11 protein-coding genes are annotated in these 14219 nt (G+C 57.8%); all 11 read left to right on the top strand.

Annotated features, from left to right (window positions below):
* The first annotated feature begins 232 nt into the window (after positions 1 to 232).
* The 11 genes from JQR90_RS17230 (at position 233) to JQR90_RS17180 (ending at position 14216) form a co-directional block, all read left to right on the top strand.
* The gene (locus JQR90_RS17230) at positions 233 to 1378 is read left to right on the top strand and encodes a pectate lyase family protein (protein ID WP_286790637.1); all 1146 of its coding nucleotides are present in this window, start codon (positions 233 to 235) and stop codon (positions 1376 to 1378) included.
* Positions 1379 to 1553: 175 nt separating this feature from the next.
* Positions 1554 to 2693: a pectate lyase family protein gene (locus tag JQR90_RS17225; RefSeq protein WP_286790636.1), complete on the top strand. Its 1140-nt coding sequence runs from the start codon at positions 1554 to 1556 to the stop codon at positions 2691 to 2693.
* 260 nt (positions 2694 to 2953) lie between these two features.
* On the top strand, positions 2954 to 4096 hold the full coding sequence (locus JQR90_RS17220; RefSeq protein WP_010795917.1) for a pectate lyase family protein: 1143 nt from the start codon (positions 2954 to 2956) through the stop codon (positions 4094 to 4096).
* 453 nt (positions 4097 to 4549) lie between these two features.
* Positions 4550 to 6007 carry an alginate export family protein gene (locus JQR90_RS17215; protein WP_434140172.1) on the top strand — a complete coding sequence of 486 codons (1458 nt, stop codon included), beginning with the start codon at positions 4550 to 4552 and terminating at the stop codon, positions 6005 to 6007.
* A 28-nt stretch (positions 6008 to 6035) separates the two neighbouring features.
* Complete coding sequence (mhpT, locus tag JQR90_RS17210) at positions 6036 to 7283, top strand: 3-(3-hydroxy-phenyl)propionate transporter MhpT (RefSeq protein ID WP_010795915.1); 1248 nt, start codon at positions 6036 to 6038, stop codon at positions 7281 to 7283.
* 9 nt (positions 7284 to 7292) lie between these two features.
* Positions 7293 to 7856 carry a DUF3237 domain-containing protein gene (locus JQR90_RS17205; protein WP_434140171.1) on the top strand — a complete coding sequence of 188 codons (564 nt, stop codon included), beginning with the start codon at positions 7293 to 7295 and terminating at the stop codon, positions 7854 to 7856.
* Between the two features lie 172 nt (positions 7857 to 8028).
* The gene (locus JQR90_RS17200; protein WP_010795913.1) at positions 8029 to 8859 is read left to right on the top strand and encodes a p-hydroxycinnamoyl CoA hydratase/lyase; all 831 of its coding nucleotides are present in this window, start codon (positions 8029 to 8031) and stop codon (positions 8857 to 8859) included.
* 108 nt (positions 8860 to 8967) lie between these two features.
* A complete protein-coding gene (locus JQR90_RS17195) occupies positions 8968 to 10419 on the top strand; it encodes an aldehyde dehydrogenase (RefSeq protein WP_150346526.1) in 1452 nt (483 codons plus the stop codon).
* A gap of 123 nt (positions 10420 to 10542) precedes the next feature.
* Positions 10543 to 12441 (top strand): feruloyl-CoA synthase, encoded by a 1899-nt coding sequence (locus JQR90_RS17190; protein WP_434140170.1) that lies wholly within the window; start codon positions 10543 to 10545, stop codon positions 12439 to 12441.
* Positions 12438 to 12959, top strand: coding sequence for a DUF3237 domain-containing protein (locus JQR90_RS17185; protein ID WP_434140169.1), 522 nt, complete (start codon positions 12438 to 12440; stop codon positions 12957 to 12959). The genes JQR90_RS17190 and JQR90_RS17185 overlap by 4 nt, the downstream gene beginning before the upstream one ends.
* Before the next feature lie 9 nt (positions 12960 to 12968).
* Complete coding sequence (locus JQR90_RS17180; RefSeq protein WP_434140168.1) at positions 12969 to 14216, top strand: thiolase family protein; 1248 nt, start codon at positions 12969 to 12971, stop codon at positions 14214 to 14216.
* Positions 14217 to 14219: the final 3 nt, after the last annotated feature.

Below are 14219 nucleotides of genomic sequence, written 5' to 3'. Positions count from 1 at the left end.
ACGTCTCATGATTTAGTCATCCGGCATCTTGAGATGACGCCTCTGTTCGTTCATCAGCCGACCAGCTGTCGGTAAAACTTATCTTGGGCAGTTGCTTTACAAGAAATTAAGATGGACTATTGTGGTATGACGACATACAGCATATAGCTATCGTCTAGAGTCACATTTAAGGTTTTATTGCGTAGTTTTGTTGTAAGCGGCAATTCCATACTAATAAAAACAGGAAGCTGGTATGACAACTAAGTCTATTCTGCAGGCTAGATCTAAATGGGTGACAGGCGTGTTGTTGCTGGCAGTCAGCACGAGCAGTCTGGCAGCCCATATGCGCGAAGTGGCGACGTCCGGCTGGGCAACCCAGAACGGCGGTACACGTGGAGGCTCTGCCGCCATGGGAACCGATATCTATACTGTACGTTCTGCCACCGAGCTCAAACAGGCGCTAAGTGCAAACGCTGCAAGCAGTGGGCGCATCATCAAGATTGTCGGAACGATCGATATCAGTGACGGAAAACCCTTTACCAGTACGAGCGACATGGCCGAACGCGGCCTGCTGAATGTTCCGGGCAATACGACCATTATTGGTTTGGGCAAGCAGGCCGGTATTGTGGATGGGTTCTTTATGATCAAGCAGAACAACGTGATCATGCGTAATCTCACGATCGAAAATGCCTGGGACCCTTCGCCTACCTGGGATCCGGATGACGGTGATCTGGGTAACTGGAATTCGGAATTCGATGGCGTCACGATCAGCGGTGCCAGTAACGTCTGGCTCGATCATCTGACCTTTACGGACGGCGGGCGCCTGGACGATCCGAATGAGATCGGCAATGGTGTTCATATCCAGCATCATGACGGCGCTCTTGATGTAGTGTTGGGTGCGAACTACGTCACTGTATCCAATACCGTATTCAAACTGCACGACAAGAACATCCTGATCGGTAACAGCGATAGCCGCGGCACTACTGATAGCGGCAAGCTGAAAGTCACTATTCACAATTCGGTTTTTCAGGATGTAGGCCAGCGCGCGCCACGGGTACGGTTCGGGCAGGTGCATCTGTACAACAACCTTCATCTTGGTAGCACCAAGGACGCTGTTTATCCCTTTGTTTACGCTCACGGAGTAGGTAAGTCCTCCGCCATTCTCTCGGAAGCTAATGTCTTCGCGATTTCCGGTATCAGCGGGTGTGAACAGGTAACGGCCAATTGGGGTGGCACGGTTTACAAGGATGTCGGTTCGCTCATCAATGGTCGGAAAATGACCTGCTCGTGGGATCCGAATATCGGTTGGGCTCCGCCGTATCGATACACCAAGTTACCAGCTTCACTCGTACCGCTTGCCGTACCCGTGAGAGCCGGTGCAGGCAGGATCAACTTCTAGCGAGCCAGCGTTCGTCTCGGTTGGCTTTAAACATCCTTTTGAACATTAAATGCCTGAGCGTTATGGCTCAGGTGTTTCTCGAAGATGTTTTTGTTCAGCCTAATACCAATATGCCGGTATTTAGATTGTTAGATTTATAAATGAGTGGCAGTGAACCCAACGTAGGAAAAACAAGATGAAGATGAAGTGTGGGCAACTCAAGGTATTAACGTTGAGCGCGGGTCTGTTGATGTCTGTCATGGCCTCGAGCTGCTTTGCCGCCGACGTACTAGAAGCCGCCAGTACCGGCTGGGCTACGCAGAATGGCGGTACGAAAGGCGGCGCGGCGGCGTCGTCGGTCAATGTCTACACCGTACGCAATGCAACAGAACTCAAGAATGCGCTGAAAGCCTCCGCCAGCAGCCGTATCATCAAGGTCTCCGGCAAGATTGATATCAGTGACGGCAAGGCCTACACCACGACCAGCGACATGAAAAGCCGCGCACAACTGAACGTACCGGCTAACACGACCATTGTGGGCCTGGGCTCTACTGCGCAGATCGTTAACGGGTTTTTCATGATCAAGGAAAATAACGTGATCATGCGCAACCTGACTATCGAGAACCCATGGGACCCAGTGCCGGTCTGGGATCCGGATGATGGTAGTCTGGGTAACTGGAACTCGGAGTTCGATGGCGTCACCATCGAAGGGGCCAATAATGTCTGGATTGATCATCTGACCTTTACTGATGGCAGCCGTCCGGATGATCCAAACGAGATCAAGAACGGGCGACATGTACAGCATCACGACGGTGCGCTGGACGTAAAGAAGGGCGCCAACTACGTGACCATCTCCCATACCATCTTCAAGCTGCACGACAAGAATATCCTGATCGGCTCCAGTGATAGCGCAAGCTCGACGGACAGCGGAAAGCTCAAAGTCACCATTCATAACTCGATCTTCGAAAACGTTTCTCAGCGTGCCCCACGTGTGCGTTTCGGGCAGGTACATCTGTACAACAACCTGCATGCCGGCAATACGAAGGATCCCGTCTACCCGTTCTACTCGGCCCATGGTGTCGGCAAGTCTTCAGCGATTCTGTCCGAGGCCAATGCCTTTAACATCAGTGGTATCAGCAGCTGCGACAAGGTCACTGCACAGAACGGCGGCTCTGTCTACAAGGACGTTGGTTCATTGATCAACGGCGCCACGATGAGCTGTTCCTGGGACGCCAATATTGGTTGGACGCCCCCTTATAAGTACACCAAGATGGCCGCTTCGCTGGTAGCTTCCAGCGTTCAGTCTTCTGCTGGCGCAGGCAGAATCAGTTTCTGATTGACTGCTGACGATTCTGGCCCCTCTGGTGCTTTTGCTAGAGGGGTTTCTTGTCTACCACACAGGCCGTTGTGCGTCGTTTATCGGCCTGCATGTCATGGAACCTCGACGCGTCGACAGACGAAAGCAGAGACGCTACTCATTTTGGTTGAGAGCTATCTTTAGAAATCTAAAAATTCCAATATGACATTATTGCAGTGAAACTCATTTGCGTTGAGCCTGCGTGCGCGTTACAGACACTAAACAGTAAGGACGTGTACATGACCATGAAATCAGGCTCGCTCAAGAAGCCGGCTTTACTGGGCGCAGGCGTGGTGCTGTTGACCGCGGCCGCCAGTACCTTTGCAGCGGATATGCGTGAGGCGGCCAGTACAGGCTGGGCTACGCAAAACGGGGGAACCAAGGGTGGCGCAGCTGCAGCCTCCGCCAATATCTATACCGTACGCACCGCCAATGACCTGAAGAATGCGTTGAAGGCCTCGGCCAGCAGCCGCATCATCAAGGTCTCTGGCAAGATCGATATCAGTGAAGGCAAGGCCTATACCAGTACCAGTGAGATGAAAAAGCGCGCTGAGCTGGTTGTGCCTGGTAACACCACAATTGTGGGTCTGGGCTCTACTGCGCAGATCGTCAACGGGTTTTTCATGATCAAGGAAAACAACGTGATCATGCGTAACCTGACCATCGAAAATCCATGGGACCCCACACCGGTTTTCGACCCGGATGATGGCGATGCCGGTAACTGGAACTCCGAGTACGACGGCGTCACGGTGCAGGGCGCGAGTAACGTCTGGATCGACCATATGACGTTTACCGACGGTAGCCGCCCTGATGATCCGAGCGAGATCAAGAAGGGTCGCCATGTGCAGCATCATGACGGGGCGCTGGACGTGAAGAAGGGCGCCAACTACGTCACCATCTCCAACACCGTGTTCAAGCTGCACGACAAGAACATCCTGATTGGCTCCAGCGACAGTGCCAGCTCGACCGACAAGGGCAAGTTGAAGGTCACTATCCATAACTCGGTCTTCGAGAACGTTACGCAGCGTGCGCCGCGTGTACGGTTTGGTCAGGTTCACCTGTACAACAACCTGCACACAGGTAACACAAAGGACGCGGTCTATCCGTTCTATTCCGCCCATGGAGTAGGCAAGTCATCGGCTATCCTGTCCGAGGCCAATGCCTTCAACATCAGCGGCATTAGCAGTTGTGACAAGATCACCGCCAAGAATGGCGGCTCTGTCTACAAGGACGCCGGCTCGCTGATCAATGGCGTTTCCATGAAATGCTCATGGAATTCCAATATCGGTTGGACGCCTCCTTACAAATACACCAAGATGGCGGCTTCCCTCGTGGCCTCCAAGGTGCCTTCCGAGGCTGGCGCAGGCAAGATCAGTTTCTGACCCGTCTGACCGCCATCTGCCTTTAAGGGGGTGGCGGTTTTTTGCCTATCTTCTCGCCTTTTCTATCCCTTCCTGTCTGGCATGCTGCTTTGCGCGCGATACATCCATTTGCATGCTTAGCCATCTAAATAGTTAATAATTATAACGTTCGATAATCGATCGTTAAGTCCGTTAATGTCTTGACGGTAGGCAGGCTGACGTCAAGTATCCAAAAGGCAAGCACATAGAGATGAAGCCAACGGCATTCATCCAAAAGTTAATAATAAAAACAATATGGGGCTAGTCTATGTTCATTCGTACCGATTCACCCGCTTACCCTGCGTTATTCACCTTCTGTTTTCATACCGTTTTTCGGCTACCTCGGCACGTTAACGACGTGTCGCTGCTCTCCGGCTGACCAAGACCTTTCGTTTTCCAGCACTGATCCACAACAACAATAAACAGGTATCGGTCATGTCCTTATCGCTTTCCTGGCGTGCCGGCGCGCTGGCGCCCTCATGCCTTGCTGTTGCGTTATCTGGAGTTTCCCTGGCGGCTCAGGCTGCCCCTTCGGTGGTACTGGAGCAGTCACGTCCTGCGCCGCTCGATAATGCTCTGGAAAAAGCACGTCCTCTACCACCCGGGCCGCCTCGCTGGGCGGAGGACTATCGGTTTCTGGACGACGCGTCCAAGCGGAGCGACTTTTTTGATCCGCTCCGTTATCAGCGGCTGTCCGATTCAGCCTGGGTCCAGTTTGGTGCGGAAGCACGCTACCGGGCGGATACCATCAATAACCCCGTCTTTGGGCTGCGTGGTGTGAACAAGGATTCCTACACTCAGCAGCGGCTTCAGGTCCATGGTGATCTGCATCTCTTGGATGACCAGGTCCGTGCGTTCGTCCAGCTGGAAAACACCCGTGCCTGGAACAAAGCGCTTTACGGGCCGTATGACCAGAGCAGGACGGAGCTGCATCAGGCTTTTATCGACATCAATACCAATACCCTGGGCGGGCGGCTGATGACGCGGGTAGGGCGCCAGGAGCTGGGTTACGGCAACCAGGCGTTTGTTACCTACCGTGATGCACGCAATATCCGGCTCAATTTCGATGGGGTACGCCTGAGCTATTCCCGTCCCGGCGGCTACAAGCTCGATGCCTTTGGCTTGCGTCCCGTCGAGACAGGCGAAGACAGCTTTGATGATGGCTCCAACAATAACGTCAAGTTTTATGGGTTGTACGGCACGCTACCGCTGACAGCCATCCTGAAAATGGATGTATACGGATTTGGCCTGGAAACCAACGAGCGCACCCTGGATGGGCTGACCGGAAGCGAAAAGCGCTACACCGGAGGCGTGCGGCTGTTTGGCAAGCAGGCCGGTTGGGACTGGTCGTGGGATCTGGCCTACCAGGGTGGTCATCTGGAAGGGGCGCGTATTCGTGCCTGGGGTATCAGCAGCGAGACGGGATATACCTTCAGGCAGCCCTGGAAGCCACGATTGGCGGTGCGTTTCGATGCCGCCAGCGGTGATGACCGCTTTGGTGATGACAAGGTTGGCACGTTCGACCCGCTGTTTCCCAAGAATGGTTTTTATGGAGATTCGGGACTGACCACCCTTTCGAACATGTATCTGATCGGCCCGCTGCTGACATTCGCCCCACGCGAGTACCTGCAGCTGGAGGCCGGTGCCTTTGCCGTCTGGCGTGAAAGCACCCGCGATGGCGTTTATCTGCCGGGCATGTCCTATGTACCGGGAACGCCCAACAGCTCATCGCCCAAGACAGGCAACCTGTTTCGCAACAATCTGCGCTGGCTACCAACCGCCAACCTGACCGTGGACCTGGAATACAGCTATTTCCAGGCGGGTAAGGCCGTGCGGCAGGCCGATGGCTCGGATACCCACTTCGGCATGGTTTCAACAACGTTCCGTTTCTGATGCGCCTGACCCATGAGGAGGTTTCGCTATGACTACGCTCGGGATGGCTGATGCCCGTACACGCCTGACCATAGGGTTGTGCTTTGTAGTGGCTCTGCTGGAGGGAATGGATCTGCAGGCCATGGGCATCGCAGCGCCCAGTATGGCTGCCGCGTTTGGCTTCAAGCCGGCGCAGATGGGGCTGGTCTTCAGTGCCAGCATTCTAGGCTTGCTGCCGGGGGCCTTTTTAGGAGGTTGGTGCGCCGATCGGATCGGGCGCAAAAAGGTGCTGATTGCCTCGGTTGTGCTGTTTGGTCTCTTTTCGCTGGCCAGCGCCCATGTCTGGGATATGCAGAGCCTGTTGATCGCACGCTTCATGACCGGCATTGGGCTGGGTGGGGCGTTACCCAACCTGATTGCCCTATCCTCCGAGTCGGCTGGCGAGCGTGCCCGCAATACAGCGGTAAGCCTGATGTATTGCGGTGTGCCACTGGGTGGTGCGCTGGCGGCCATTGTTGGTCTGCTGGAGACCGGGCTGGGCTGGCGGACGGTCTTTTATGTAGGAGGCTTTGCGCCGCTTCTGGTGGCGCCCCTGCTGGGCGTGTATCTGATGGAGTCATCGGCGTTCGTCAAAAGCCGGCAGGCGGCCCGGGCAACCGAGCAGTCCATTCGCACCTGGGATGGCCTCTTTCATCAGGTAAGGGCATCCACCACGCTGATGCTGTGGGTCAGCTACTTTTTTACCCTGACGGTGATGTACATGCTGCTCAACTGGCTGCCATCGCTGCTGGTCGGGCAGGGGTTCACCCGCAGCCAGGCCGTGACGGTGCAGATCCTGTTCAATATCGGCGGCGGCATCGGCTCGGTCCTGTTCGGTCTGCTGATGGACCGCTGGAAACCTCGAATCGTCGTGGTCGCCATCTACGCCGGTATCTTGGCCGGACTCGCGGGGCTTGGGCTTTCGAGCAGCTTTGCCGGGGTCATCATGGCGGGATTTTTAGCGGGCCTCTTTGTAGTGGGCGGCCAATTGGTGCTGTATGCGCTGGCGCCTCTGGTGTATCCGGCGGCCGTACGAGCGACCGGGGTGGGTTCAGCCGTGGCGATAGGACGATTAGGCGCCATGGCCGGTCCGCTCCTGGCCGGTCAGGTACTGGCCATGGGCGGCGCGGCATCGACCCTGGTCATCGCAACAGCCCCCGGCGTGCTGATCGCTGCGGCGTCTGTGCTCTGCCTGCTCAACCGACAGGCCGCCAAGCCGGTCAGCACAGGTGTGCTGGCAGGTGAACCGGCTCATTAAGGAGAAACCATGTTCAGATCTCTATGGGTAGCCGCCTTGTTGACGGCTAGCACGTTACTGTCAGGCGTATCGCTGGCAGAGGATGCGCGGGAAAAACCTGCCTTTGATCCGCCGCCGCTTGGGTTGGAAAGATTGGCCCGGTTTGAGGTCGATCTGACGGCGCCTGTCTGGGAGCTTGGCAAGACGAGCGAGCTGGGCAAACGCCGAATCATCCCGATTACCGGTGGCCGCTTTGAGGGGCCATCGTTCAAGGGAGAAATTCTTAACAACGGCGCAGATTGGCAGGTCGTGACCGACGATGGGCTGGCCATCATCGATACACGCTATCTGCTCAAGACCGATGACGGCGCGCTTGTTTACCTGCAAACCAAGGGGTACCGCTACGGTCCGCCAGAGGTGATGAAGGATGTGGCCGCCGGAAAGCCTGTCGATCCGAGCAAATACTTTTTCAAGGTCACGATGACATTTGAAACCAGTGCCGAGAAGTATGACTGGCTCAATCGGGCCATTGGTGTTGGCAGTGCCATGCGCCTGGGCAAGGCTGTGGTGTATGACGCCTATCTTCTTAAATGATTGATTGGACTAACTATTTGGGTGACACCTCGAAACATGCCAAAAGGAGGCCGGGTCTTGGCGGTATAGGAGGGACATAAATAATTGTAAAAAGCTAAAAATAGTTAATTGACATAACTATTTTTCTGCCTTAGCTTGGACTCACAAGAAGCACAACAACAAGGGTTCCGCCATGAGCAATTACGAAGGTCGCTGGAAAACAGTAGAGGTGAAGGTCGAAGAGGGCATTGCCTGGGTGACCCTTAATCGTCCCGAAAAGCGCAACGCCATGAGCCCGACGCTGAACCGGGAAATGCGCGAGATTCTGGAAACGCTGGAGCAGGATGCCGATGCCGGGGTAGTGGTACTGACCGGGGCCGGCGATGCCTGGACGGCAGGCATGGACCTCAAGGAGTACTTCCGCGAGGTGGATGCAGGCCCTGAGATTCTTCAGGAAAAAATCCGCCGTGAGGCCTCCGAATGGCAGTGGAAGCTGCTGCGAATGTACAGCAAGCCGACCATTGCCATGGTCAACGGCTGGTGTTTTGGCGGAGGCTTCAGTCCACTGGTGGCCTGTGATCTGGCCATTGCCGCCGATGAGGCCACGTTTGGTCTCTCCGAAGTCAACTGGGGTATTCCGCCTGGCAATCTGGTGAGCAAGGCGATGGCGGATACAGTCGGCCATCGTGAGTCGCTCTATTACATCATGACAGGGCGTACCTTCGATGGGGTCAAGGCTGCCCAGATGGGGCTGGTCAACAAGAGTGTCCCGCTGGCGCAGTTGCGCGAGGAAACCGTCACCCTGGCGCGTGAGCTGCTTGAAAAGAATCCGGTGGTGCTGCGGGCGGCCAAGATCGGCTTCAAGCGCTGCCGTGAACTCAACTGGGAGCAGAACGAAGACTACCTGTACGCCAAGCTTGACCAGGCTCGCCTGCGCGATCCCGAGCATGGCCGTGAAGAAGGCATGAAGCAGTTCCTCGATGAGAAAAGCATCAAGCCGGGTCTGCAAACCTACCGTCGTTAAAACGCCGGATACCCTTGCGCCTGTGTAGCCACTGAGCTGCCCAGGCGGGCGTTCGAACGTATGCTGTTATGTGCAGTTCCTGACAATTACAAAAACGAGGATCGCATCATGTACGAGGTTTCCCTGCTGATTGGTGGCCGTCACGTGCAGGCTTCCAATGGGCGTCAGTTCGAGCGTCGCAATCCGCTGACCGAGCAAGCCGTCACTCGCGCAGCCGCAGCCAGCCTTGAAGACGCTGATGCTGCTGTCGCGGCGGCCCAGGCAGCGTTCCCGGCCTGGGCGGCGCTGGGCCCTAATGAGCGCCGGACACGCTTGCTCAAGGCTGCTGAACTCATGGCCAGTCGCGCAGATCAGTTCGTGGCGGCTGGACAAGGCGAGACGGGCGCCATGCCCAACTGGTATGGCTTCAATGTCCATCTGGCCGCAGGCATCCTGCGTGAGGCGGCCTGCATGACAACCCAGATCACCGGACAGATCATTCCTTCCGATCTGCCGGGCTCGATGGCCATGGCGGTGCGCCAGCCCTGTGGCGTGGTCGTCGGCATCGCACCGTGGAATGCGCCGGTCATCCTGGCGACCCGTGCGATTGCCATGCCGCTGGCCTGCGGCAATACCGTAGTGCTAAAAGCCTCCGAACTGTGCCCGGCCGTGCATGCCCTGATCGGTGATGTGCTTCATGAAGCCGGGCTGGGTGACGGAGTGATTAACGTTATCCACAACGCACCAGAGGATGCGCCGGCTATCGTCGAGCGGCTGATTGCAAACCCGGCGGTACGCCGCGTCAATTTCACGGGCTCCACAAGAGTAGGCAAGATCATCGGGGAGCTGGCTGCGCGCCATCTCACCCCGGCTGTGCTGGAGCTGGGCGGCAAGGCGCCGCTTCTGGTGCTGGACGATGCGGACCTGGATGCTGCGGTAGAGGCTGCTGCCTTTGGTGCTTTCTTCAACCAAGGTCAAATCTGTATGTCGACCGAGCGGCTAATCGTGCACGAGTCCATTGCCGATACGTTCGTGAGCAAGCTGGCCGACAAGGCCAGAACGCTGCTTGCAGGCGACCCGCAGGCCAGCACCTCGGTCCTGGGGGCGTTGATCGACCGGGCCCCGGCCGAGCGCCTGCAAACCCTGATGGATGACGCCCTGACCAAGGGCGCGCGTCTGGCGGCAGGCGGAGAGATCAATGGCTGCCTGATGCAGGCCACTGTGATCGATGGCGTAACGCCCGACATGAAGCTCTACCGCGAAGAGTCCTTTGGCCCGATGGTGTCAGTCATTCGGGTAAAGGACGACGAAGAGGCGCTGCACGTGGCCAACGACTCCGAGTACGGCCTGTCTGCCGCCGTGTTCAGCCGCGACGTGAACCGCGCTCTGGGGCTGGCTCAGCGGATCGAGTCCGGCATCTGCCACATCAATGGGCCGACAGTGCATGACGAAGCCCAGATGCCGTTCGGCGGTGTGAAAGGCAGCGGCTATGGCAGTTTTGGCTCGGCGGCTTCGGTCGAGCATTTTACCCAGCTGCGCTGGATTACGCTCCAGACAACGCCCCGACATTACCCCATCTGAACCCACGCTATTCCTGGCAACAACAATGACAACACCGGCCTGAAACAGGCTGGCCATGCATGGGGCTTGATGCGCGAATTCAGTCGTGCTCGGCCCCCTGCGTGCCAACAGGAGGTATGCGACGTGAACTGCGAGTCCGAGCTGTGCATTGAAAAGGTCGGTGCGGCCAAGCCCCGATACCGTTCGGTGTCGATCGGCCATCCGGCCGTAGACATCCGCCATGAGCAGAATGGCACTATCCGCATGCAGGCTCTGGAACCCCTGGCGCCGTTACCGCAGCGCTTGCTTGATCGCCTGGTCCATTGGGCCAAGGTACGGCCCGATCAAACCTTTGTAGCGGCACGTGAACAGGGCGGGGAGTGGCGGCGCATCACCTACGCCGACATGCTCCAGCGCGCACGTGCCATCGCACAGACCCTGCTGGGGTTTGGGCTTTCTGCCGAGCGCCCATTGGTCATCCTGTCCGGGAACGATCTTGAACATTTTCAGCTGTGCATGGGCGCGCTCTATGCAGGTATTCCCTATTGCCCGGTCTCACCAGGGTATTCGCTGCTTTCCCAGGATCTGGGCAAGCTCAAGCATGTAATCGATCTGCTTGATCCTGGCATGGTGTTCGCCTGTGACGGTGAGCTGTACCGCCGCGCCATCGAGGCGCGTGTGCCAGCGGAGGTGCCCGTGATCCTGACGCGGGGCGATCTTGATGGGCGGCTCTGTATTGCGTTCGAGGAGTTGCTCGCCCAGCCCGGCGGCGCCGAGGCGGATGCGGCTTTTGAGGCCACAGGGCCGGACAGCATTGCCAAGTTTCTCTTCACCTCTGGCTCTACCAAGCTGCCAAAGGCGGTAGTCACTACTCAGCAAATGCTCTGCGCCAATCAGCAGATGCTGCTGCAAACCTTTCCCACCTTTGGCGAGGAACCGCCTGTGCTGGTGGACTGGTTGCCGTGGAATCATACCTTTGGCGGCAGCCACAACATCGGCATCGTGCTGTACAACGGCGGCAGCTTCTACTTGGATGAGGGCAAGCCTACGCCGCAGGGCATGGCTGAAACCTTGCGCAATCTGCGGGAGATTTCACCTACCGCGTACCTGACCGTACCCAAGGGCTGGGAGGAGTTGGTTACTGCGCTGGAAAGTGATCCTGAGTTGCGTGAGCGATTTTTCGCCAAGATAAAGTTGTTCTTCTTTGCCGCCGCGGGGCTTTCCCAAAGTGTCTGGGACCGTCTGGATCGTGTGGCGGAGCGGCATTGCGGCGAACGTATCCGCATGATGGCCGGGCTTGGCATGACCGAAACGGCGCCGTCCTGCACCTTTACCACTGGACCACTGTCCATGGCGGGCTATGTCGGGCTACCGGCGCCGGGTTGTGAGGTTAAGCTGGTGCCGGTGGATGGCAAGCTCGAGGCACGCTTTCGTGGACCGCACGTGATGCCGGGCTATTGGCGCTCACCAGAGCACAACGCCCAGGCCTTTGACGAAGAGGGCTTCTACTGTACCGGCGATGCGCTCAAGTTCGCGGACCCGCAGCAGCCGCACCTGGGGCTGATGTTCGATGGGCGGATCGCCGAAGACTTCAAGCTATCGTCCGGTGTGTTCGTCAGTGTGGGGCCGTTACGCACACGCGTGGTGCTGGAAGGCGCGCCCTATGTCCAGGATGCGGTCATTGTCGGCCCGGACCACGACTGCCTTGGCCTGCTGATCTTTCCCCGTCTGCCTGAGTGCCGAGCCTTGTCCGGCCTGAGTGATGATGCCTCGTCCGCCGATGTGCTGGCCTCACCTTCAGTACGCGCCTGGCTTGCCGGGCTGCTCAGGCGGCTCAATCGGGAGGCAACCGGCAGTGCCAGCCGGGTGGAGTGGGCCTGCCTGCTCGATGAGCCGCCCTCTATCGATCGAGGTGAAATCACGGACAAGGGTTCGATCAACCAGCGCGCCGTGTTGCAGTGGCGAGCGGATCGGATCAAGACAATCTGCCAGGGCAATGACGCCTCGGTTGTTCGTTTCGAGGCGATGGAGGCAGCGCGATGAACAACTCTGTGGGGACCAAGGCGCGTACTGTGATGGGACTCGTCACTGGATGGATGCTTTTATCGATGATGACCACTGCCCAAGCGGCCACCGGTGTGGCTCCCCAGACTGAGCTGGTTTACGAGGCGACCGTGGAGATTGCCGATACCGTGTCCCTGGGCAAAGGCCCCCTGGGGGAGCGTCGTATCGTACCGATTACCGGCGGGCGTTTCGTCGGTCCCAGGCTGCGTGGCAAGGTCTTGCCGGGCGGGGCGGATCGGCAGCTGGTCCGTACCGATGGCGTCCAGCAGCTCGATGCCTTGTATGAGATGCGCACCCATGATGGCGCGATCCTGACGATCCACAATCAGGCCCTGATCCACGAGCTGGATACCAAGCCCTATGCCTTCTCGACACTGACCATTACCGCTCCGGACGGCCCTTACGGCTGGTTGAATCGCTACGTTTATGCCGGAACCGTCGAAAGGGCACCATTGCAGCGCAATGCCGTACTGATTCGCGTGTACCGTCTCAAATAGGGAACTGCCATGGCGCGACAACAGGGCTTGTATTCTGCATTCGACGACGTGGTGCTGCTTGGGGGTGTCCGTACACCTTGGGTAGATTACTGCGGCGCGCTGGGGCAGGTTTCACCGATTGACCTGGGCATCAAGGTCGCGCGCGAGGTACTGGCGCGCAGTGGCGTGGCGCCGGATCAGGTTGATAGCGTTCTGGCAGGGTCTGTCGCTCAGGCCAGTTTCGATGCTTACCTGTTACCCCGACACATCGGCCTTTATGCAGGCGTTCCCTTAGAGGTGCCGGCCCTGCAGGTCCAGCGTATCTGTGGCACCGGTTTCGAGTTGCTGCGTCAGGCAGGTGAACAGATTGGCTTGGGTCAGGCCGAGATCGCCTTGTGCGTCGCCAGCGAGTCCATGTCTCGCAATCCCATTGCGGCCTATACGCACCGGAGCGGTTTTCGCCTGGGAGCCTCGGTGGAGTTCAAGGACTTTCTCTGGGAGGCCCTGATGGACCCGGCACCGGGTATCGACATGATTGGTACCGCTGAAAATCTGGCCCGTCGCTACAGCCTTACGCGTGCCGAGGTTGATACTTATGCATTGGCAAGCTTCAATCGGGCGCTGGCAGCACAGGGGGCCGGTTGGTTTGCGGATGAAATTGTCCCTGTGCAAACAGAAGAATTCCGGCTGGAAGGGTATCGCACGCGGGGTATTCAACTGCCACGTCGTATCGCTTCTGTCGCTGTCGACAGTCATCCGCGGCCCACGTCACTTGACGCACTGGCCCGGCTCGCCGCGATTCACGAGGGCGGTGTGCAGACGGCAGGCAACAGCTGTGCAGTGGTTGACGGTGCTGCGGCGATGGTCGTGGCCAGAAGATCAAACCGGACAGACAAGCCACTGCTAGCCAACCTGTTGGCCGCTACCGCGGTCGGGGTTGCTCCAGAAGTAATGGGCATCGGTCCGGCATCGGCCATCCGCCTGCTGCTCGAGCGCAGTGGGCTGACGCTGGCGGAGATCGCTCGCTTCGAGATCAACGAGGCGCAGGGCGCTCAGGTGTTGGCTGTTCAGCGTGAACTGGATATCGATCCGGAAAGACTGAATACCTGTGGCGGTGCGATTGCGCTGGGACATCCTCTGGCCGCAACCGGCCTGCGCCTGACGCTTACCTTGGCGCGACAGCTACAGGCCAACCACGAACGCTATGGCATCGCCGCCGCGTGTGTGGGCGGCGGGCAAGGCATGGCGGTGCTGATTGAAAACCCGAACTATCGTTAAGAG

The sequence above is a fragment of the Pseudomonas sp. JZ114 genome, assembly GCF_051027705.1.
Taxonomy (GTDB): domain Bacteria; phylum Pseudomonadota; class Gammaproteobacteria; order Pseudomonadales; family Pseudomonadaceae; genus Chryseomonas; species Chryseomonas luteola.
The sequence above is the reverse complement of the archived record's forward strand: the minus strand, read 5'-3'. Positions and strand labels throughout refer to the sequence as shown.

Excerpts from the sequence above, each read along its gene's own strand:
- JQR90_RS17230 (WP_286790637.1), top strand. The coding sequence starts at position 233 with ATGACAACTAAGTCTATTCTGCAGGCTAGATCTAAATGGGTGACAGGC.
- JQR90_RS17225 (WP_286790636.1), top strand. The coding sequence starts at position 1,554 with ATGAAGATGAAGTGTGGGCAACTCAAGGTATTAACGTTGAGCGCGGGT.
- JQR90_RS17220 (WP_010795917.1), top strand. The coding sequence starts at position 2,954 with ATGACCATGAAATCAGGCTCGCTCAAGAAGCCGGCTTTACTGGGCGCA.
- JQR90_RS17215 (WP_434140172.1), top strand. The coding sequence starts at position 4,550 with ATGTCCTTATCGCTTTCCTGGCGTGCCGGCGCGCTGGCGCCCTCATGC.
- mhpT (WP_010795915.1), top strand. The coding sequence starts at position 6,036 with ATGACTACGCTCGGGATGGCTGATGCCCGTACACGCCTGACCATAGGG.
- JQR90_RS17205 (WP_434140171.1), top strand. The coding sequence starts at position 7,293 with ATGTTCAGATCTCTATGGGTAGCCGCCTTGTTGACGGCTAGCACGTTA.
- JQR90_RS17200 (WP_010795913.1), top strand. The coding sequence starts at position 8,029 with ATGAGCAATTACGAAGGTCGCTGGAAAACAGTAGAGGTGAAGGTCGAA.
- JQR90_RS17195 (WP_150346526.1), top strand. The coding sequence starts at position 8,968 with ATGTACGAGGTTTCCCTGCTGATTGGTGGCCGTCACGTGCAGGCTTCC.
- JQR90_RS17185 (WP_434140169.1), top strand. The coding sequence starts at position 12,438 with ATGAACAACTCTGTGGGGACCAAGGCGCGTACTGTGATGGGACTCGTC.
- JQR90_RS17180 (WP_434140168.1), top strand. The coding sequence starts at position 12,969 with ATGGCGCGACAACAGGGCTTGTATTCTGCATTCGACGACGTGGTGCTG.